Genomic DNA, 18,597 nt, shown 5'->3' on the forward strand with positions numbered 1-18,597 from the left:
GACGTCTTTATGGTTGTGAGTGCGGAGACCTTTCCATTGAGACCTGAAACAGCAGTGCTGGCTGTCTGGGCCTGAGCTGACGCCCCGTTTGCGGTGGATTGAACTGTATCCACACGCTTTCCAAGAGCTGTATAACCATCTGATCGAGCGGTCGATTCCGATTGAATGGCAGCCTGAACCGTTGACTGGTTCGTGGTAACCGTCGCCGTCAGGTTCATGATCTGCTGAGCAGTAGCCTCCCTGTCCGTCGCTTGCGCAGTTTCTACAATGCTGATTTTCGACTCGTTGGTACCAACTCTCGCTTGGAGTGACGTCGTGCGCTGGGCCTGTGCAAAATCCTCTTCCGCCCTGACCTTCATTTCTGTTGCAGCGCTAGCCGCGCTGTCCCAGCTTCGAATCGCGTCGAGCAGATCGCCCTCGCCGCTGTCGGAACGATACTGAGCCTGAACCGCTTGGAGCTGGGCTGCTGTCGCGGCAGTCTTGCCGTTCACCGTCTCGATGTTGGCTGTATTCTTGGAGACCTGATCAGCCTGGGCGTTGGCTAACCGAATCGACTGCCCCGTGTTGACCCAGTACGCTGGGTTCGGTGGACCATTGGAACCGTTGGCAGCCGCTGGCACCGCCGCAATCGCCGTCCAGAGGTTGTCGCCCACGCGCACAGTGTTGTCGCGCACGTAGGCGTCAGTCGGCACGTAGACCAGCGCATCAGTGATTTCGCCAATCTCAGCCTTCAGCTCGCCCAGGCGCTCATTAACAGAGCCGGGGCCGTCGCCAGAGATCAGTTCGATTTCCTCCAGCAACTCCTGCCCGAGCTCTGTCTTCGTGACCTTCCCGGCAAAAGCAGCCAGATAAGCCGACACATCGTTCGACGTCGATGCCGGAACATAGAGGAAGGCGCTCTTCCCGTATGCGTTGGTCGAGCGGATGAAGTAGTAATAGTTCGTGTAGAAGGCCAAGTCGTTATGAGTGAAAGACAGCCCCTGCCCCAGATACTGCGCCGTGCCAGATGTGGCATTGGGGTTGGTACTGAAAAAATACTCGTATGTGCCGCCGTTCAGCCCGTGATTGGGGTTCTGCGGAATCAGCACGATACTGTCGATCGAGGACTGCACCACGCACGACTCAGGGATAGGAGGCCCCTGGATGCTTACCGATATCGAGGCCTCTCCGGAACGAGCCATAGGCCCAAGAGCAGCCACACTCATTGTGTATGTGCCTGACGCCAATCCGTTGATGGCAAGCGTGTTGGCTGTCGCGGGCACCGAGCGTGACTGCGCGACACCGCCGCCCTGGCGAACCGTTACCACGTACGAGGTGACGATGCCCTGCGGCGGAACCCACGACAGAACGCCCTGCACCACCTCAGCAGCATCGCCAGCCGACCATGCAAGACCGGTGGGCGAACCAAGCCCGCCGCTTGGCAGGTTGATGAAGCCCAGCGGGTTGTAAGGCTGGCCCACGGCGTCATCAAAGATTGCCGCCTCGTATTGCTTGACCTGAACAGTGCAGCCTTCGTTGTCGCCCATCGACCAGTCAGAGACGATGAACTCGCCAAGGATGTTCAGTGATGGCAGGTTCACGCGAACGACGCGACCTGGCCGGCAGTTGTAGCCTGAGAAGTTCATCGGCAGGGTGATTGCCCCGCCAGCCCGGCGCTGGCGCAGGGAGATGTTCGCCAAGCGCTGCGGCTGATACGCGTCGGTCACATACGAGAACGTCATCGTCTCAGCAGCTTCGCCGCCGTCTTCAAGAATCCATTCGGAAACGCTGACCTCGGGGTAATCCGTCTCGGTCCAGGACTGTTCAGGATCGATGAACGTGCCGCGCACGGTGTTGATGGCGGAATCGTTCGTCGACTCAGTGCTGCCGGACACGGTGCCGATGATCATGTCTTCGGTGATCTCAAAGTCATACGGGCCGTAATAGGCGCCCGCCTGGAGCATCCAGCGGCCGCCGACGCGGATCAGCTTGCCGGCGCATGACGCTTCCAGTTTCTGCAGCACACCCGGACGCTGCTCGTCAGCACCAATCACGCAGGAGGTTCGGTAGCGCTGGCTGACTGAGCCGTCGGCATTGGTCAGGGCTTCGTCGCAGACGTTGGCCGCACTCGCGAAGGTCTCAAAAATTATCTCGTCGTCCGGAACGTTGCAGCGGTTACGCAGGAACCAGAGAATGTGCAGCGCGGTGTTCGCGGTGTAGATGTTGTTACCGGTACGCGGGTCGTAAATGTCATTCCGGCCACGGATCACAAAGCGGGTGTCAGGGATGCCAGACGGGAACTTCTCGGCGTTGTACTTCAGGGTAATTCGCACGTACGACAGGCCGCGCCCGATCTGGCTGTCCTTCCAGTCCTGGCAGTTGGCCTTGAGGAATGCGTTCACCTCTGTCGGGTTGACGATCAGCTCATAGCTGGCGAACTCGCCGAACGAGCCAATCTCTTCCTCGCCGAGGTAGATGTTCTCTAACCCGTCGATAGCGCCCTCACACAGCACGTACACAAGGTGAATTTGCTCCCCCTCTGTGAGGGTGCCGGACTGCTCCTGCGCCCAGACCAGCACACCACCAGTGGACACACGGCCGAGGATGAATCGGATAGGCGCTTTCGACGACCTCACGGTCTGGGCGGACGGCTCGTTATCACGCAACGGTGATTTGGTGTTGAGCTTCTCCTGCTGTGATGCCGCGTAGAAGGCAAGGCCAGCGCCGATAGCAGCGCCCACCGGGCCGCCTTGCACGAAGCCAATCACAGCGCCGACGGCGACCTGAGCAATTTTCTTTACGCCACTTGGCATTACTCAACCCTCCACGCCGCGATCGGCTCACACACAACTCGAGCAACGCCGTCATCGGTCGTTGCCCAGTAATCACCCGCCCAGAACACAGCCATGCTGCGACCTGCCGGTGCTTCGTACATCACGACATCGCCGCGCTGGATGAACGGAACGGCAACCCTTGCAAAGCAGGCATCCCATGCAGCTGCGAGGCTGCCGTGACGCTTTTTCAGCGCACGCTTGGCACCCGCCTCGGTCTTGTAGGAGCCTCGGTATTGCTCTGCTGGGTCGACACCGCACACGGCGCTCGAGCAGTCGGCGGCGAACAGGCAACAGTCGAATTCGCCCCATGAAAAAGGCCGCCCTTGGGCAGCCTTGATCACGTCGTTCAGACGCGTAGTCCAGTCTCGATGGCGCATATCTAACTTCCGTAGTTGAAGGTCGGCGCATCCTTGGCAGACCCCCAGTAGATGGGCCATTCGGACATTTGCGCGATTGCGTAGAAGAAGCGGTCGCCCTGGTGCCGGGCGCGGTGGTTTTCGTCCGTCCAGCGCTCGGTGCCGGTGCGGCTCCACTCGGCCATGCGGTCGATGACCGGAACGGTGATGGTGTTGCCTTCCTGGCCATTGCCCGCGAACGAGAATTTGGCGGCGTCCATCCGCCCGGAAAACAGGATGTCGGCGGCGTAGTTACCAGCCTCGTCGAACACCACGAAAATGACCTTAGCCATTCGGCCCCGACAACCACGCACGTTGGTTTCGGAAAGGATGTAGGAGTCCAGCCCGCTCAGCGTCAGATCCACCGACATGGGCGAACCTGAGTTGTCACTCTCTTTCGACTGGCTGACCTGGCCGAAATTGCCCACTCCTTCGTAGGTGATACCGTCGACGACCAGCTCACCGGTTCCGGTGTGGGCGAAAACCATGCCGTCTTCGAAGTCCAACTGCACGGCGTACACCGGCATGAATTTGCCAGTGGCGATGATATCCACCACCTTCTGGCTGAAAGGGAAAGCTGAGGGCATCAGAATGCCTCCCTGAATTGCAAGGTGCTGTTTGATACCAGCGGGTCCTGAACCACCTGATGGGTATCGTCTAAACGGCGCATCTCCGAGTAGGGGTTGCGGTACTCCACATGCGCGCCTACCGTGAGGGTCTTTCGAATTCGCTTGTTGAGCGAAACCTGCACTTTCCCATCTGCTGCCGACTTGGCGTCTTGCACCACCTCGAACATCTCACCGCCGACAGTGATGTAGTCACCCATTGAAAACACCTTGGCGCTGGGTATCACGCCGCCAATGGTCATAAAAGTGGCTTGCGAAAAGCCTGACACCACTACCGCAGCACCGATGTCGTCCTGCCGAGTTCGAGTGAATGCAGGAATGTTCACCGTTCCGTACATACCCTGCAGCCGCCCAATTAACGAGGTGAGCTCCCGCTCATCCTCATCGAACAACACGCCGAAGGTCATCGTGCAAAGCCAGTACGCGCCGGGGTAGCCAAGAATTTGTTGCGAGTTCGACAGAATGGAAGTGAATGCGCGGTTGTTGTAAGTGACACCCCATGTTGTTTGCGACGGCTCAAGCGATTCAGGCCAATCAAGCGCCATGACGCCTCCTTATGCTGGTACTCAGCGGTTGATCAGTTGCCGGGCGGGCCCGTTGGTTTTGAAATCGTTAAGCACCATTTGATATGCCGCCTGTGCGCCCTCCTGCGCAGCGCGCCTGACCTCGGCCCTCGATACTGCGTCAGCGTTGCCCTGGAAGGTGAAGTGTTGGGTAACACTGCCCAGCGCGGTCGACGTTGTAGCCGTACTACCGCCACCTGCGTTACCGCCTACCATGCGGACGCCCAGCGAACCGTCGGCAGCGCGCGTTAGAGGCATGATCGCCTCCGGCCCTGCCTCGCCCGCCATACCAGTCTTACCGCCCGCCATACCGAAAAGCGTCGGGGTGTTGACGATGGAATTGGTGAAGGCAGCGCCCTTGGCGAACTTTTGTACGCCTCGATCCCAGACACCGCCATCAGCCTGAAACACCGAAGCGATACCCGATCCCAAGCCACTGCTGGCAAAAGATGACACGGCACCGACCAACGCCTTACGCACCTGGATGCGGATCAAGTCATCAACGATGGAATCAGCCAGGCTTTTGAACGACAGCTTCCCGGTTTTGACAAACTCGGTCAGAACATCCTCGGCCCCGTCGAAAGCGTCAGAAATGAGCGACTGGGTCTGTCCGGCGATATTGGCAACGTCGTCCCGGTAGTTCTGCCACGCAGCGCTCGCACCCTTCGACCAGTCGCCTTGCGCCTGATCCACCTTTTTCCAGCCGTCCTGCATGACTTGCGCTTGCCTGGCACCGTATTGCTCAGTAAGCGCGATCTGCGTTTCCAGTGCCTGGCGTTGCTTGTCCGTGGTGGCGGTTGCCAGCTCGGTGCGCAAAGCCAGTACCTTGTTGTTGGTGTCCTGCTCCAGCGATAGGCGGGCCTGCGCGCGCTCCGCGTCCTTGCTACCCATGCCGACCGCTGCTGCAGTCTGTTCATAAGACGCGGTAGCAATAGCGAGCTGGCGCTGCAGGTCGGCCTCGTACTTCATGGCTTCAGCCATTCCGCCGGCGGACGCTACGGTCTGGTCATACTGCTGTTTCAGCCATTGCAGGCCTTGGCCGTACTCTTCCGTGGAAATCTTCCCGGCCTTGTAAAGCAGCCGCAGTTCCTCGGTTTTTTTCATCTGCTCATCCGCCGCCGCGCTGACCGGATCGAAGCTTTCCTTGAGCTTGGCGTAGGCATCAGCAGCGGTCTTGAGCTGCTGCTCGAGCTTGTTATGGGCTTCCTTACTTTTTTGCGCTGCCTCGGTCGCAGACTTGTCCGCGTCCTTCTGGGTGTCGTAGGCCTTGGCGGTATCGCGAATCTGTTTGGCGAGCGCGCTCTGCGGATCAATCTTGTTTTCGGTTATGAACCGGTCAGCTTCCTCGAGTTTAGTCTTGTCCTTGAGCGAGTGAATTTGCTTTTCGATCGTTTGCTGATAGTTCTTGCCGGCGTTCTCGGCCGCGATATCGGTTTCGCTTTTTTCCTTGGTGGCCTCGGCGGTACCCGCGATGTCCTTGGCCAAGGCAGCCTGAGTCTGGGTCAACTTCGCAGCAGCCTGCTCGGCAGTGCTGTATGCGCCAGCGGTTTCACGAATGGATCTAAGGCCGTTTTCTGGAATAGGGAACCGCTTCGCCAGATCATCCACAACCGTAGATAGCTGCTGGCCCGAAGCTCGAGCGGCGTCGAACTCGGCTTCGACGCGCATACCTACAGTTGAGCCGAGACCCTGCCGCACTGTCTTCTTAAATTCCTTATAAGCGTCATCCGCCGCCGCGACCGCTCCCTCTTGCTCTTTGGAAATCTTAACGAGCTCCGCGCCCTGCTGGTCTCGCGTGAGTTTTTGAAACTCTTCACGGATTTCCTTGAGTGGTCGCTTCAATGCGTCCAGGCTGCTGGTCACCGCAACGGTGTTATCCCGCATGGCCAAGAACGCCACGCCGACACCGATAGCCAGCGCTGCTACCCCAGCGGGACCACCCAGCATTGCAAGCAGGGACGAGCTAGCCCGTGCCAGCACATTCTTGGCTGCTGCGGCCTGGGCCTGGGCCGCTGCGTTGGCGGTTGTGGCGGCAGTGTCGCGCGCCATCGCTGAGGAAGATGCCGCAGTAGCGATTGTCAGGCGCTGGGTAGCTGCAGCGGCCGCCGTCTTGGCAGCCGCCAACTCGGCGTCCATTGCTGCCAGGGCCGCGGTGTATCGAGCCTCCTCCGCCGTGCCCACGGCCAAGCGGGCCTGATAGGCGAGCGCCTGGCGTGCGGCCTGCACCTGGGCGAGCCGCGCGATTGTTTCCGCTTCCACCGCCTGAGCAGCAGAGTACGCCGCAACTGATTCGCGCAGCTTGGCCGCAGCTGACGCTGCTGACGCCGCCGTTTCCTCGGCCTTGGCAATAGCAGAAGCCTTGGTGGTGGCAATGTTGGTGAGCGTCGCTTTTGTAGCTGCCACAGACGATGCCACAGCATCGATGGCGAACTTAGCGAACGCCGCCGCCATCTTGCCGCCTAGCGCTGCAACCAGTACATCCACGTTCTCGGCCAGAAAACTGATCGTCTCGCCCAGGCGCTGAGCGCCGCCGTTGTCGCGCAGCTCCTGAAGCCCCTTGGTGACGCTCTCGATGCCTGGCAGCAGTCCAATGGTGATCTGGTTCGCAGCCCCGGAGAATGAGGCCTTCAGCCCGGAAATGGCCTGCCCCGCAGCAACCAAGCGGTCAATGTTGAATCCGGAAATGACAGTGCCAGCGCGATCAGCTTGATCACCCCACTCTTTGAAACCTTTGCCGTTATTGCGCAGCAGTGGAATCAATGCCGTGGTTTCGTCAGCCATCGCCTCCATGTAGGTCGTGAGTTGCTGTTGATTCAGTCCGGCCTTTTCGAGCGAGGTATAGTAAAGCTGTAAGGCTTGCGGCCCGGACAGATTGGCGAACTGGCCAGCGGTGACCCCGATCTTGGGCGCGATCTCTTTAAAAAAGTCGGCCATCTCGCCGCCACCGCGCTGGATAAACTCACCGACGCGGTCATTGGTGTCCTTCAGGATGTCGCCGAGCTTGTCCTGCTCAACGCCGACAGTTCTTGCGCCATAGGCCATGCGCTGGAAGTCTTCGACCGTGGCGTTCGATAGCGCAGAAAGGTTCTTGACCTCGTTCGCGTAATCAATCGTGCTGGTGGTCAGCGCCACCAACCCTGCGATAGAGCCCGCTGCAGCCAGGTTTCCAGCGCCAATCTGGTCGAACACCGATGTGACCGCACGGCCCACCGTCTGGGCGCTGGCGTTCACTCGGTCGAAAGCGTTATCGATCTGTCCCAGGCTCTGATCGATGTTATGAGCAGTGCTGGACACCGCCCCTTCCGAGCGAGTCAGCTCCTGTCGCAGCTGCGCCGTTGTCGCTTCGATGCGGACCAGCATGCCTTGGACGTCGGTATCGGCCACGAGTAGTACTCCGGGAAAACGTTATGTGCTGCCCTTGCCGGTAAGCGCCATCCGCAGCTTCTGCGCGACGGTCGTCGGTTTGGGTTTGGATTGAGGGTGGGAGTGGTTGCTGCTGGGGAATGGACTGGTAATGCGCGCCCACTCGATCTTCGCGTCCATGGCGAGGAACAGTTCGGGCAGCGAGGTATGCCACGCCACTTGCGGTGACCAACCGAGCCAGCCGGTGGCCACCGCGTAAAGCCGATCGACGTAGCTCCCCGCCTCTACGGCGCTGACACCGTCGGCTGCTCCTTTCCCGGCTCACCACCGCGCGGGTTGTACAGGGCTGCCAGGTAATCGTTGAGCTGCGGAATCATCGCTGCTACGCCCTCCTGCCATACCGCCTCGGCCAGCCCCTCCACCTGCTTTTCAGTCAGGTTGGCACCAGCAGCGATGATCAGCGCTGCGCCGTCCACGCTGACCTGATGCAGCGCGCTGGCTGCACCTCGGAGCCCGCCGAAGCGGGTCTCGATAGCACGGACGGCGGCGAGGGTTGGCCGTAGTTGATAGGTAGCCCCGCCAATGACAAGGTCGATGTTGCCGTGCAATGTCTTGCTCATGGTTCACCCGATCAGGCGGCAGGGCCGGCAGCAATTTCGAGGACATCGGAGTTGATGCCCATGGTGATGTTGCGGCGCACGACGTTGTCCGCGGCACCAGGCGCAACGGTGTTGTTCATCACCTTCACACGGAAGTAGAAGGTGGTCGGCAGCACGGCAGGCGTTGCTGTCGCGTCACCGTCGTTCAGCGTGACCTTGATGTTGTAATCGCCCTTGGAACGGTCCTTGTGGGCAACCTTGACGGCTTTCTGTCCCGCGTCGCCGTTGTCCAGGCCGACAGTCAGCGTCATGTCGCCAGCGTCAGCAGTGCCCTTGTATTTGCGCACGCGGCCATCCTTCAGCGACGTGAAGGTCACCGAACTGAAGGTATCGCCGAACTCGCCCAGGTCTTCGATTTCACCGACGTCGACGTACACGTCTTTTTTGTAGTCGGCTTCGGTGTCAGCGCCGGTCTTGGTGCCGAGGCCAAGTCGGCACCCTGCGGCGGTGTTCAGATTGTCGGCCATGGAAAATCCTCCAAAAGGCACATTGGATAAAGCCGCGAGGCGGCAGATGTTGAATCAGTGGGTGGTGATGACGCGGACGGTGATAGCGCCCATGTACGTGACGCCGTCGGCATCACGCTGTGAGTCGGCACGTTCGACACGAACAGACACTGCCCTACCAACTTCCAGTGGCAGGGGTCGCTCATCAAGCGCGGCAGTGACTTCAGCGTTGATCCGCTTGACCTCGGCCTGTCCATGAGCATCCGACCAGACGGTAAGGTAGAGCAGGCGCTGCTGACGCTTGCGCCCGGCGATAGGGCTGATGTTGGTCGAGATTTCGCGGTCGATGGAGACATACGGCATAGGCGTGTCAAGCGGTGCACCATCGTAGATGGGGCAGGACACCTCGGCCTGTAGCCTCTCGAAAAGTGCTACCTGCAGGGCAACGGACGGATCAGCCATCATTTGCTCCCTGACTGGCCTTCTTCAGCGTTCGATTCACAGCGGTGCGAATGTCCGCCAGCACCACCTCCCGGTTCACGTCCAGCGATGGCCGCAACCAGGGATGAGCTGGCAGCGCCGGAATGCTAGGGTACTTGCCGAAGAAATGGGCACCGTCCGACTTGTTCTCAACAGAGCGGCTACGGTTTCCCGATCGCTTTGTCCCGTCATACCCCTTGGTGCCGTATTCCAGAAAACGCAGGTAAAAAAATCGGCGATTGTCCTTCTTGCCACGAATGCCGATCTCTGCATCCAGACCACTCTTGGAGACAAACGCCTTCAGGGCACCAGCCGCTTCGCCCGTGTCCCGAGGGATAGTTGACTTCATGGTGGCCAGAATCTTGTTGGCAGCTTCCTGCATAGCCGGGCGCAGCTCGTTATCCATGGTCTTATGAATGTTGCGCAGCGTCCGGCGTAGCTTGAAGTCACCGGACATACGGGACCGGCGAGCCATGAGCTACTCCTTTGCCTTGTCGGCTTTCGGCACCGGAGCGTCCTTGACCTCTTCGACCAGGCCGCGCTCAATCAGAGACTTTGCCCTGGCAGCGTCGACGCTGAATTCATCGCCTTCAGCCTGGTCGCCTACGGCACCGGAGAAGTTAGCAATCGCTTTTACTTTCATGGGATTTCCTCAAGGGTTGGGTACGTTGGTGCAGAGCAGACGAAGCATTGAAAGCTCATTGTCTGGCAGTGCAGCCACGATCAGATAGGTGACGCCCTTGTTCACCAGACGGCAGCCCGCAACCAGATCCGGCCGAGGCCTTACCCGGACTTCCGCGGTAACCACCGCTGCAAGCTTTTCAGCAACGGCCTCGATGCGGCCGGTAGGCAGAGTGAACTCAGCCCAAAGCTGGCCCGACTCTATCCAGGCGTCGTCAAAACCACCGGTTCGATTCTTGACCCGCACAGGCTTGTAGAGCGTAGGACGGTGTCGCAGTGGGCCAGCTCTCATCAGAAACGCTTCCTGTACCAAAGCAGGCGGTCAACGGCCAATGGAACCTCAGCGGTGATGGTGCCGATCACGACAGCCTCACGGTTTGCGTACCAATGGCCCACCAGCAGAAGTACTGCCTGACGGATGTCCTTGGTGAGGGTCATTTGTTCAGGCAGCACAGGGTCGACTTCCACCAGCACCCGGTCACAATGCTGTTCGACATGCGCCAGCGCCGCGTCGATGTACCCCTGAATCAGAACGTCCTCTTCGATGTGGTCAACACGCAGGTGCGTTTTCACCAGGGATAGCTCGATCATTTACTTGTTCTCTTCGGGCTTGGCCTGCTTGTTGGTCTTGGGCGCGGTTTTGCCGTCAACCTCTTCTGCCAGGCCCTTGCCGATCAGTATGTGGGCATATTCGTCGTCAGCCTCATCGAACACCATGCCTGCGCGTACACGATCGCTCTCTGCGCCCAGCTTGGCCGCATTGCCTTCAAACCCCCACAGGGTGCGAATTTTCATAACGTACCTCGAAAAAAAGGGGCCTTGAGGCCCCGAGCGGATGGGTTCGATCACTTGACTGCAAAGCGGCCCTTCACGAACGCGTAAGGGCGGCGAACGGCCAGGCCAAGACGCTCTTCTACCAGCACGACACGCTGGTTCTTCACGAAGTCGTCATTGATCCAACCTACCTTCACGGTGTACGCCATGCGGTCGTACAGGCGCGCGCCTTGGGCGAATGAGCCGACGAGGAATTCACCACCGGTAGCGGCAGTACCGTCGGCAGCCGGGGTGCCCTCGTCCATGCTGTCGGACACCACCACTGGGCGGCCCCACAGGATAGGAGTGACAAGCCCCTGCAGGTTGGCGAACAGGTAGCGGTTGTCGGCATCCTTCAACAGCTCGATGTTCATCCAGTCAAGGTCAGTCATGACCACGGCATCAGCAGCACGCTGAGACTGCTTGCGCACCTGATAGATGGAACGGCGCACGGTGTCGATCGCAGTGTCACCGGTTTGGCTGAGCTTCGCATTGAAGGCGCTGGCCTGGGTCATGATGCCGTTCAGGTTATTGCCAGCGCCGTCACCCTTGAGGATCTGCCCCTCTTCCTTGAGCTTCAAGTCGTAGCGCAGCAGCTCCTGAATGTAGCTGTACAGCTGCGGGATATCGTCCAGAGCCTCGTCGGTTACCGGCATCCATACAGCGATCTTGCGGACGTTGTCGGTCTTCTGTTCGAAAGTGACATCGCTGGAAGGCTTGGCCGCGCCTTCCGCCACCATGCCAGCGCCACGGGTATGCAGTTTCTCAAGGAAATAGCTGTAGCTCTGACCGGTCACGGGCGTGGTCGGGATCAGGTCGCGAATCACCAGCTCCTGGCGCGGACGATCCTGAATAACAGGGTCCCACTGCGTCGGCACCAGGCCAGCGCTGGTCAGCTTGGTCTCGGACATGGAAGCCATATCCGACTTGGTGACCTCGATTTCCGCCTGATTCTGGTTCTTCTGCTGCAGCGACTTGTAGGCGTCGTTGCCCTTGACGAGGTCGATGAAGCTTTTCTTCTCACCGCCCTGGCTGCGCAGCTGGATGCCCTTTTCCTCGAGCTTCTGCACTTGCTCGATGACGCGCTCCAGTTCGCCTTTCTGGTTTTCGATCTTGGACTTCATTTCCAGCGTCACGGTGTTGCCTTTCTGCAACTCTTCAGTGACGTGGTCGTATTTTTGCTGCAGGCCCTGGAAGCCGTCTTTAAGTTGCTTGTCCAGGGAATCGCGCAGCTCTTTCACTTCGCTCATTGCGAATCTCCAAAATGATGGGTGAACAGTGTTGAAAGTTGTTTCAGCTCATCCACGATCACCGTGGCCGCTGTGTCACCCTCACGGTGCACGGCGGAATAGCCGAGCGAAGCGACGGCTGCCGCTTCCTTTTGCGAAAGGCCCATGCGATCGCGCAGGGCCTTCTCAAAAAGTCTGATGTCCGACTTCACGTCGGTAATGGTCGCCTCGGGGTTCATGCCGAATGGCACCAACGAGGCCTCCCAGAGTTCCGCCTGCTTGATAATGCGAATGCTCCGACCCTCACGCTCTTCATACGCAGCCAGGATCGTGTTGAAGCCGATGGACATACTGTCCAGCGTGCCCTCCTTCATCAGCTCGTAAGCGTCGCGCGCGTAGCTCACACCCAGGTTCACCTTGCCTTTGAGGTACAGGCCGTGCGCATCCTGGGTAAAGTCGGCCGAGCCCACCAACCGCGTTAGGTCGTGGAAAAGCGCCAGCTTCAGGCGCCCGGCACGGGTCGTCTTTACCTTCGTAAATGCGCCCGGCAGGATTACGTCATCGCCCAGGTCTACGTTATTGAACACCGCGGCATAGCCTTCGAAGTTGCCAGCGTCATCGACGGCCTTGACCTCGAAGGGCACTTCAATTTTTGTCAGCATTGCCCTGCGTCTCCCACCGAGTGACCCGGTTATATTCATCCCCCGCCAGTGGCGGCAGGTTTTCCTTTTCACGGACTTCGTTAATGGTCATCCAGCCCGAACCGCCGGAGCCGCCTAGGGCGCTTCCGAAGTACGTCGCACGGGCGGCGCTATCAGCGCGCAGCAGTCCCTCGACGACAAACTCGACGAATCGATCTGTATCGCCGTAAAGCTTGTCGTTGAACTCGTCTTCGATGGCATCCAAGTAAGGCTTCAAGCCAAACGTCACGAACCCACTGGTTTGCTGTTCCAGATTGGAGCCCATGATCGAGGTCTTGCTGGCACGGTTGGCCAGATAAAGCGGAACGCCCCAGATGCCCGCCAAGGCTTCTTCTTGGAACTGCTGGGATTCGATGAACTGGCTGTCTTTCTGGGTCAGGCCAGCAGGCACGATTTTCGGGCCGCCCTGCAGGATGGCCATCTTGCCCAGATCCTCGGTGTCGGCCTTGCGAACGTCGGGAAACTTGTTCATCACCTGAGCCTGCTGCTCAGCAGTCAGGAACCCGTCGTAGATGACGTAACCACCCGTGAATCCACCCTTGCGCATGAAGCGGGCGGACCAGTCGTGCGCGGCCTTTGCCAGGCCAATGGTTTCGGCCTGATGCTCGACCGGCGACATTCCGTTGATCCCGTCACTGCTGAACAACTTGAAGTGCAGCATGTTCTCGGGTGAAACCGGGGCGCGCTTGCCATCGAGCGACACGTAATAAATTAAGCGAGATTCGAGCGTGTCGACGGTCACATCATCCGGAGAGACCAGCGTGAAACCGATGGGATCGCCACCGCTGGATCGCTCGATGATGGCAAAAGCGTTGCCGCGCAACGCCATGTTCACCACAACCGCCTTCAAGAAGTTGAGGCGAGTCATGAAAGGGTTCGGCTTACGCATGATGCGACTGGCTCGGTCCTTGTGCGCCACCAGTTGCCGCTTGCCATCCTTGTCGTCGTAGAGCTTGAGCGGCAGCCCTGAAACGGTTTCACTCAGGATTTTCACGCAAGCCCAAACGATGCTGATGTTCATCGCCTTCGTCGGCGTGATGCGCACGCCGGCTTTGGTCGCCTTGCCACCGACGGTCATGTCGACTTCGACATAGTCGCCGGTTTTCGGATCCTCATAGCCGAACATCCGCCAGGAAAGCGGGTTGTACCAATGAGACGCCATAGTCAGCCTACAAGTCCGAAGAAACCGTTGTTTAAGTAGTCATCCATCCCGCCTTTGCTTTCGGGGTTGAGTGACATAAGGGATACCGCGTTGAAGGTGGCCATCAGCGGGTCGATCTTGGCCGAGCCTGAAGCCTGCTTGGTGATGAGGATCGAGTTACCACGCGGCTCGACCCTGGCATTGCCGCAGCACCAGGCCATCATGGGTTGGCCGCCGTGGATCAGGCCGCCCTCGGCCAGCTTGCGCTCCGTTGTCTTGATCGCGCCGCCCAGCTTCCAGCCCTGCGAGATGCCAATGATCTTGTCCTGCGGCACGCCAGCGGCGACCAGCGCATCAAGCACACCACCAATGCCCGCCGGGTCGACGCCGACCTGATCCAGCAGGCCGGCCTTCTCGACGCGGGACGCCAGGTCCGCGACTTCCTCAAGGTCATCGCCGATGACTTGAACCATAGTTAGATGGCACTCTTTGGCGAAGTCATGAAGCCGTGGCGCCTCGCCCTTGCGGCGCTCGAGCACCGAGGGGTGAGCCCAGGCGTGCGTCCACAACAGCCACTGGCGCGTGTGCTTGTCACGCCCGATTGCTGCAAACCCAAGTAAGTCGTCCAGCCCGCCACCGTCGATGCCGATATCGATCACTTCGCAGCGCTCGATCAGATCATCCAGCGTCAGGCCGGGCAGCTTGGCCTGCACCTCCCAGAACTCAGCACCGGCCCACCGATCCGAGCGCAGCGCCAGACCAATCTCGACATTTAGGTGCTTGGCCAGAAAGCCACGGAATGATTCTTCGCCGTCGATCTGCGCCTGGGTGAAGCCGCGTTCAATGAACGGCTCGTCTACCGACAGGCCCAGATTCGGGTTGGTGATGTACGCGTTTTTAACGTCGCGGTGCGCGCCCGCGTCGATCATGTGTTTCGGAAATTCGTAGAGCACCGGCAAGAAAGACTTGTCGACAATCCCGCCGTCGCGCACCTGACGGGCATAGAGCAGCTTCTGCCGGAAGACGCCGGCAGGCGGCTCATCGGACTGGGTCGTTGCCCAGATAATGAAACCCTCTGGTCTTGATGCCAGACCGCCGGTGGCCTCGCGTAGCATTGCCTCGGCATTGGCTCGCTTGCCGAATACCCACAGCTCGTCGATAAATACGCCGATGGCTTTCTTGCCCGAGACAGTTTCGCTGTCGGCCGCCACAACCTTCAGCGTGGCACCTGTCTCGTAATGAGTAACCGTACGCAGGTGATCCTGCACCTTGAACAAGTCCTTGAGCTCATCGTCGGCTTTAACCATGTCCCGGATCGGGATGTAGGAGTTGTCGGCAATTTCCTTGGTCGGTGCCAAGATGATGAACTCGCCCGAGGTGCGCCAGTTCAGCACAAGCGCCGTAAGCATGATGCCGGCCGCAATGGTCGACTTGCCGTTCTTCTTGCTGATCAGCAGCATGAATTCGCTGATCATCCGACGACCGCTGTACGGGTCGTATGCGCCGAATATCGCGGCGACGAATTCATTCACCCAAGGCCGGACTGTTTCGCACATCAAAGGGCTGCCGGTAGCATCCACCATGCGCAGGCCGCCGAAGACCTCTAAAGCTTCGGCCGCTTGATCATGAAATAGTGGTTCGAACGGGATCAGGCTCTGGCGGGCAACAATGCGTTGCTCCCAATCTGTACAGGCGGTTGACCATTCCATTATTTCACCACCGACAGCGGGCCTTTACGCACGCCGAACTTGCCCTGGGCGGCACCTGCGGCCTTGTCCTTGGCCGCCTCCTTCTTGCCGCTCTCCCCTTTGCGCGGATGAACGAAAGGCATCAGCGCCTTTGCAGCATCAACTCGCAGTTTCGGCTCCTGCCCAAAGTCGTTCATGACGGCCAGAAGGAAATCTTTCGGGTCACGGTGGGACAACGCAAGACGCAAATCGAAAGGCTCCGCCTCGCCCTCCGGCCCAGCCTGAGAAGGCACGGACTCGCCCTCCGGAGCTTTAACACCTTTAACAGTTTTAAAATTCGCCTCGGCAGGGTGCAGAGCGTTCAGTTTATGCAGCTCGGCGATCACATCGGGATCTTTTGCGAGACGCGAACCCGCCGCAGAGGCAGTCTTTTCGGGGCATCCGGCGGCTATGGCTGCGTCTTTATTGGACGCACCTTCCCTCACCGCCTTCACGAAAGCGCGTTTTTTGGGTGTTAAAGCCATTAACAAAAAATCCTGAGCGGGAAAAAATCTGTACGTGCGGTCGAGGGCGGTCTAGTAACCGAAAAACCCCATATTTTTGACCCCCCCCTCCAAAACGTCCGATTTCGCACCAAAACCGTGCAAATTACGCCAAGACCGGTCAAAACGACCGAGTTTTCGCCTCTTCGCGCTGTTTCACGCTGTCGTGACAGGTCTTGCAGAGGGATTGCCAGTTGGATCGCGCCCAGAACAGAGTCTGATCACCGTTGTGGGCGATGATGTGGTCGACGACCGACGCAGCGACGACTAGCCCTGCTCGGTCGCAGTAGACGCACAGCGGGTTGGCGCCCAGATGGACCAAGCGCGCTTTCTGCCATGCGTAGTTGTAACCTCGCTGGTTCGCCGTGGTCTTGCCCGCTCGCCAGGTAGCAGGAGGCGCGGTGTTTACCCTGTCGCCTTGAGTCGCGACGCGGTTGCCGAGCGTCTTGAGCCGTGCCATGGGTTACTTGCTCTGGCTGCGTTTGATCTGTGCGTCGACCTGATCGGCGCACGTGTCCAGCAGGTTGACGGCTCGGTCCTTCAAGGCCCAGAGGTCACCGTTCAGTGCCAAGTCTTCGTCGCTATCGCTGATCCGTTCGCACGGCACCATTACCGGTGCTTCCAGGCTTACCGCTGATGTCTTTACCACCACTGGTCGCGGGCTTGCCGCGCAGGCCGTCAGGCAAAGGCTGATCAGCCCACTTACGAACAGCCGGGCTCTTACGCTTGAGGTCTTCAAAGTCTTTCCTCGCTTGTCGGGCCTTGTCTTCGCTGGCCTTGAGGCGCTGCTGCAGATCGGCCGTGTAATTGGCATTGCGCTTGGCCTCGGCCTGGAGCGTGGTGATTGTCTTCTGGCTTTCGGTGTTGGCGTCGGTGGCATCCTTGGCAGTCTTCATCTGCAGCGTCACCTGCCCTTCTAGCGCGAGGACGCGGTACTGCTGGATACCAACGAGCAGCAGGGCAACAAGGCCAATGATGATTGCAGCGGCGATAGCCTTCATGTGATGTCCACCTTGCGGCCAATGAACCGGGTCACCAGTTCGCGTATGGCGGTAACGCCGAGGAAGCCGATGGTGCCACCGGCAGCGACTGACAGACTGGGCGGCCAGGCCATCCACTCGATCAGGCTTGAGGCCACCAGGCTCAATGCACCGCAGATCAACGCTTCAAAGAAGATCCGGCGTTTGCTGGTTTCTTTCGCGTCATAAAGGATGCGCAGTAGAGAGACGATGATGGCCATGATCGCGCCCTGCCATAGTGGATTCGAAAGGGCCATCCAGAGCTTGGCCCAGGTGTCTGGCTTGTCGGGCATAGTGCGCATCCGGTCTTGGCCCTTTCGGGATATATAAACGAAAAAGGCCCGCCGATATGGCGAGCCTTTGAAATGGTTCAGAAAGCAAAAACCCAGCACTTGGCTGGGCTTAATCATCAGGGGTGCCGCGCTGGAACAGCTGAACACCGTGCCATGAAAACAGAGCTATTCCATATGGACAACTCTTTTTTACGCTGCCGACCGAACTCCATCCAAATAGCAATCCACCCAGGCAGCACCAGCCTTTATCAACTCGCGCGCCTTGCCCTCGCTCATTGCGAAGTGGCGACCCACCCGGATCGCCGGCCACTTGGCACCGTAATAGAACCAGACCATATCGCCCATCTGCTGATGACGAGCGCAAAGACCAGCAACGGCGGCGTCCACAAGACAAGCCAGCTCGTCCGTGATCACATACGACTTACCGGGCATCGGCATGGCATCCCGCATCAGGGCGAGCGTGGGCGAGGCGTAGCTGGGCACGCCCATACCATCCATCCGCCAATAACCCCATTGCTCGAGCATGTTTTCAGTTTCACCCAGCGGGCGGTGCAGCGTGTTGCGAGTCATCATGGTCAATCCCCTGTGTAATTCGTTCCACCGGCACCGCGGCGGTTGTTCTGTTCGTAGTGGGCTGCCAGCGCGGGTATCTGCACTGGACGCTTGAATTGTTCGATACGTCGGTTAGCGGCCTGCAGGCGAATACTCAACTGAGTCACCAGCACTTCAAGCGGGAGTGCCTCACCTGTCTCGGCGGCGACCCAGCCCGATGCGTTGCACTGCACGCAGGCCAGGTCATGGAAAACGCCCTTGATCACTGCGCGGCCTCGGCAGGCGGGGCACAGGGCCAGGTCAAGTTGAGTGGCGCGGAACGCAGGGCCGTGACTCTTCTTCATCCTTCACCAACCAGCCAGTCGGCAGCGAGGTCGATATTGAACGTGACTTTGTCGCTGTCGATATCGAAACGGTGACCGCCATCCATTACGACCGTCAGCCGGGTGAAGTCGTCGAAGTTCTGCTTCATCACCATAAAGACTTTTGAGCGGTCGAACTCGCGACGGAAGGCCGACGGCGAGGGCATTCCTGTATCGGTTTTCTGAAGCGCATAGGCAAAAGCCAAGGCGCTGTCGTGCGAAATCAGCATT

The 18,597-nt window shown here is 59.2% G+C and carries 26 protein-coding genes; all 26 read right to left on the reverse strand.

What is annotated here, in order from left to right; all coding sequences use genetic code 11:
* A partial coding sequence (locus tag ALO80_RS02975; RefSeq protein WP_055007875.1) for a phage tail tip protein J-related protein occupies positions 1–2,792 on the reverse strand: 2,792 nt, incomplete at its 3' end.
* The gene (locus ALO80_RS02980; protein ID WP_055007876.1) at positions 2,792–3,190 is read right to left on the reverse strand and encodes a DUF6950 family protein; all 399 of its coding nucleotides are present in this window, start codon (positions 3,188–3,190) and stop codon (positions 2,792–2,794) included. The genes ALO80_RS02980 and ALO80_RS02975, both read right to left, overlap by 1 nt.
* 2 nt (positions 3,191–3,192) lie before the next feature.
* Positions 3,193–3,795, reverse strand: coding sequence for a hypothetical protein (locus ALO80_RS02985; protein WP_055007877.1), 603 nt, complete (start codon positions 3,793–3,795; stop codon positions 3,193–3,195).
* Positions 3,795–4,379, reverse strand: a complete 585-nt coding sequence (locus ALO80_RS02990; RefSeq protein WP_055007878.1) for a hypothetical protein — start codon at positions 4,377–4,379, stop codon at positions 3,795–3,797. The genes ALO80_RS02985 and ALO80_RS02990 overlap by 1 nt, the downstream gene beginning before the upstream one ends.
* Positions 4,380–4,400: 21 nt before the next feature.
* Positions 4,401–7,781, reverse strand: coding sequence for a phage tail tape measure protein (locus ALO80_RS02995; protein WP_055007879.1), 3,381 nt, complete (start codon positions 7,779–7,781; stop codon positions 4,401–4,403).
* A gap of 21 nt (positions 7,782–7,802) precedes the next feature.
* Positions 7,803–7,979, reverse strand: a complete 177-nt coding sequence (locus ALO80_RS03000) for a hypothetical protein (protein ID WP_235812440.1) — start codon at positions 7,977–7,979, stop codon at positions 7,803–7,805.
* 65 nt (positions 7,980–8,044) lie between these two features.
* Entirely contained in the window at positions 8,045–8,380 is a 336-nt protein-coding gene (locus ALO80_RS03005) for a hypothetical protein (RefSeq protein WP_055007881.1), read from the reverse strand.
* Positions 8,381–8,391: 11 nt separating this feature from the next.
* Complete coding sequence (locus ALO80_RS03010) at positions 8,392–8,886, reverse strand: hypothetical protein (RefSeq protein ID WP_054987325.1); 495 nt, start codon at positions 8,884–8,886, stop codon at positions 8,392–8,394.
* Between the two features lie 54 nt (positions 8,887–8,940).
* Positions 8,941–9,327, reverse strand: coding sequence for a DUF3168 domain-containing protein (locus tag ALO80_RS03015; RefSeq protein ID WP_055007882.1), 387 nt, complete (start codon positions 9,325–9,327; stop codon positions 8,941–8,943).
* On the reverse strand, positions 9,320–9,820 hold the full coding sequence (locus ALO80_RS03020) for an HK97-gp10 family putative phage morphogenesis protein (protein WP_055007883.1): 501 nt from the start codon (positions 9,818–9,820) through the stop codon (positions 9,320–9,322). The genes ALO80_RS03015 and ALO80_RS03020 overlap by 8 nt, the downstream gene beginning before the upstream one ends.
* Positions 9,821–9,823: 3 nt before the next feature.
* Positions 9,824–9,988 carry a hypothetical protein gene (locus ALO80_RS31525; RefSeq protein ID WP_162839035.1) on the reverse strand — a complete coding sequence of 55 codons (165 nt, stop codon included), beginning with the start codon at positions 9,986–9,988 and terminating at the stop codon, positions 9,824–9,826.
* A gap of 9 nt (positions 9,989–9,997) precedes the next feature.
* Complete coding sequence (locus ALO80_RS03025) at positions 9,998–10,318, reverse strand: head-tail adaptor protein (RefSeq protein WP_055007884.1); 321 nt, start codon at positions 10,316–10,318, stop codon at positions 9,998–10,000.
* Positions 10,318–10,617 (reverse strand): head-tail connector protein, encoded by a 300-nt coding sequence (locus ALO80_RS03030; protein ID WP_055007885.1) that lies wholly within the window; start codon positions 10,615–10,617, stop codon positions 10,318–10,320. Before ALO80_RS03030 ends, ALO80_RS03025 begins: the two co-directional genes overlap by 1 nt.
* Complete coding sequence (locus ALO80_RS03035) at positions 10,618–10,821, reverse strand: hypothetical protein (protein ID WP_055007886.1); 204 nt, start codon at positions 10,819–10,821, stop codon at positions 10,618–10,620.
* 50 nt (positions 10,822–10,871) lie between these two features.
* Positions 10,872–12,089, reverse strand: coding sequence for a phage major capsid protein (locus tag ALO80_RS03040; RefSeq protein ID WP_055007887.1), 1,218 nt, complete (start codon positions 12,087–12,089; stop codon positions 10,872–10,874).
* Positions 12,086–12,730: an HK97 family phage prohead protease gene (locus tag ALO80_RS03045; RefSeq protein WP_055007888.1), complete on the reverse strand. Its 645-nt coding sequence runs from the start codon at positions 12,728–12,730 to the stop codon at positions 12,086–12,088. Before ALO80_RS03045 ends, ALO80_RS03040 begins: the two co-directional genes overlap by 4 nt.
* The gene (locus tag ALO80_RS03050; RefSeq protein ID WP_055007889.1) at positions 12,714–13,931 is read right to left on the reverse strand and encodes a phage portal protein; all 1,218 of its coding nucleotides are present in this window, start codon (positions 13,929–13,931) and stop codon (positions 12,714–12,716) included. Before ALO80_RS03050 ends, ALO80_RS03045 begins: the two co-directional genes overlap by 17 nt.
* A gap of 2 nt (positions 13,932–13,933) precedes the next feature.
* Positions 13,934–15,619 carry a terminase large subunit gene (locus tag ALO80_RS03055; RefSeq protein WP_055007890.1) on the reverse strand — a complete coding sequence of 562 codons (1,686 nt, stop codon included), beginning with the start codon at positions 15,617–15,619 and terminating at the stop codon, positions 13,934–13,936.
* Positions 15,619–16,122: a terminase small subunit gene (locus ALO80_RS03060; protein ID WP_055007891.1), complete on the reverse strand. Its 504-nt coding sequence runs from the start codon at positions 16,120–16,122 to the stop codon at positions 15,619–15,621. The genes ALO80_RS03055 and ALO80_RS03060 overlap by 1 nt, the downstream gene beginning before the upstream one ends.
* Positions 16,123–16,261: 139 nt before the next feature.
* Positions 16,262–16,600, reverse strand: coding sequence for an HNH endonuclease signature motif containing protein (locus ALO80_RS03065; protein ID WP_005745620.1), 339 nt, complete (start codon positions 16,598–16,600; stop codon positions 16,262–16,264).
* A 3-nt stretch (positions 16,601–16,603) separates the two neighbouring features.
* Entirely contained in the window at positions 16,604–16,792 is a 189-nt protein-coding gene (locus ALO80_RS31725; RefSeq protein ID WP_235812441.1) for a hypothetical protein, read from the reverse strand.
* Positions 16,722–17,141 carry a hypothetical protein gene (locus ALO80_RS03070; protein ID WP_055007892.1) on the reverse strand — a complete coding sequence of 140 codons (420 nt, stop codon included), beginning with the start codon at positions 17,139–17,141 and terminating at the stop codon, positions 16,722–16,724. Before ALO80_RS03070 ends, ALO80_RS31725 begins: the two co-directional genes overlap by 71 nt.
* Positions 17,138–17,461, reverse strand: coding sequence for a phage holin, lambda family (locus tag ALO80_RS03075; protein WP_080336554.1), 324 nt, complete (start codon positions 17,459–17,461; stop codon positions 17,138–17,140). The genes ALO80_RS03070 and ALO80_RS03075 overlap by 4 nt, the downstream gene beginning before the upstream one ends.
* A 180-nt stretch (positions 17,462–17,641) precedes the next feature.
* Entirely contained in the window at positions 17,642–18,025 is a 384-nt protein-coding gene (locus tag ALO80_RS03080) for an antiterminator Q family protein (protein WP_055007893.1), read from the reverse strand.
* Between the two features lie 2 nt (positions 18,026–18,027).
* Entirely contained in the window at positions 18,028–18,348 is a 321-nt protein-coding gene (locus tag ALO80_RS03085; protein WP_055007894.1) for a hypothetical protein, read from the reverse strand.
* Positions 18,345–18,596, reverse strand: a complete 252-nt coding sequence (locus ALO80_RS03090; protein WP_055007895.1) for a hypothetical protein — start codon at positions 18,594–18,596, stop codon at positions 18,345–18,347. Before ALO80_RS03090 ends, ALO80_RS03085 begins: the two co-directional genes overlap by 4 nt.
* Position 18,597 lies beyond the last annotated feature (1 nt).

It is taken from the genome of Pseudomonas caricapapayae (genome assembly GCF_001400735.1).
GTDB lineage: Bacteria > Pseudomonadota > Gammaproteobacteria > Pseudomonadales > Pseudomonadaceae > Aquipseudomonas > Aquipseudomonas caricapapayae.

Coding starts and splice junctions, on each gene's coding strand:
- ALO80_RS02980 (WP_055007876.1), bottom strand. CDS start 3,190: ATGCGCCATCGAGACTGGACTACGCGTCTGAACGACGTGATCAAGGCT.
- ALO80_RS02985 (WP_055007877.1), bottom strand. CDS start 3,795: ATGCCCTCAGCTTTCCCTTTCAGCCAGAAGGTGGTGGATATCATCGCC.
- ALO80_RS02990 (WP_055007878.1), bottom strand. CDS start 4,379: ATGGCGCTTGATTGGCCTGAATCGCTTGAGCCGTCGCAAACAACATGG.
- ALO80_RS03005 (WP_055007881.1), bottom strand. CDS start 8,380: ATGAGCAAGACATTGCACGGCAACATCGACCTTGTCATTGGCGGGGCT.
- ALO80_RS03010 (WP_054987325.1), bottom strand. CDS start 8,886: ATGGCCGACAATCTGAACACCGCCGCAGGGTGCCGACTTGGCCTCGGC.
- ALO80_RS03015 (WP_055007882.1), bottom strand. CDS start 9,327: ATGGCTGATCCGTCCGTTGCCCTGCAGGTAGCACTTTTCGAGAGGCTA.
- ALO80_RS03020 (WP_055007883.1), bottom strand. CDS start 9,820: ATGGCTCGCCGGTCCCGTATGTCCGGTGACTTCAAGCTACGCCGGACG.
- ALO80_RS31525 (WP_162839035.1), bottom strand. CDS start 9,988: ATGAAAGTAAAAGCGATTGCTAACTTCTCCGGTGCCGTAGGCGACCAG.
- ALO80_RS03025 (WP_055007884.1), bottom strand. CDS start 10,318: ATGAGAGCTGGCCCACTGCGACACCGTCCTACGCTCTACAAGCCTGTG.
- ALO80_RS03030 (WP_055007885.1), bottom strand. CDS start 10,617: ATGATCGAGCTATCCCTGGTGAAAACGCACCTGCGTGTTGACCACATC.
- ALO80_RS03035 (WP_055007886.1), bottom strand. CDS start 10,821: ATGAAAATTCGCACCCTGTGGGGGTTTGAAGGCAATGCGGCCAAGCTG.
- ALO80_RS03040 (WP_055007887.1), bottom strand. CDS start 12,089: ATGAGCGAAGTGAAAGAGCTGCGCGATTCCCTGGACAAGCAACTTAAA.
- ALO80_RS03045 (WP_055007888.1), bottom strand. CDS start 12,730: ATGCTGACAAAAATTGAAGTGCCCTTCGAGGTCAAGGCCGTCGATGAC.
- ALO80_RS03050 (WP_055007889.1), bottom strand. CDS start 13,931: ATGGCGTCTCATTGGTACAACCCGCTTTCCTGGCGGATGTTCGGCTAT.
- ALO80_RS03055 (WP_055007890.1), bottom strand. CDS start 15,619: ATGGAATGGTCAACCGCCTGTACAGATTGGGAGCAACGCATTGTTGCC.
- ALO80_RS03060 (WP_055007891.1), bottom strand. CDS start 16,122: ATGGCTTTAACACCCAAAAAACGCGCTTTCGTGAAGGCGGTGAGGGAA.
- ALO80_RS03065 (WP_005745620.1), bottom strand. CDS start 16,600: ATGGCACGGCTCAAGACGCTCGGCAACCGCGTCGCGACTCAAGGCGAC.
- ALO80_RS03070 (WP_055007892.1), bottom strand. CDS start 17,141: ATGAAGGCTATCGCCGCTGCAATCATCATTGGCCTTGTTGCCCTGCTG.
- ALO80_RS03075 (WP_080336554.1), bottom strand. CDS start 17,461: ATGCGCACTATGCCCGACAAGCCAGACACCTGGGCCAAGCTCTGGATG.
- ALO80_RS03080 (WP_055007893.1), bottom strand. CDS start 18,025: ATGATGACTCGCAACACGCTGCACCGCCCGCTGGGTGAAACTGAAAAC.
- ALO80_RS03085 (WP_055007894.1), bottom strand. CDS start 18,348: ATGAAGAAGAGTCACGGCCCTGCGTTCCGCGCCACTCAACTTGACCTG.
- ALO80_RS03090 (WP_055007895.1), bottom strand. CDS start 18,596: ATGCTGATTTCGCACGACAGCGCCTTGGCTTTTGCCTATGCGCTTCAG.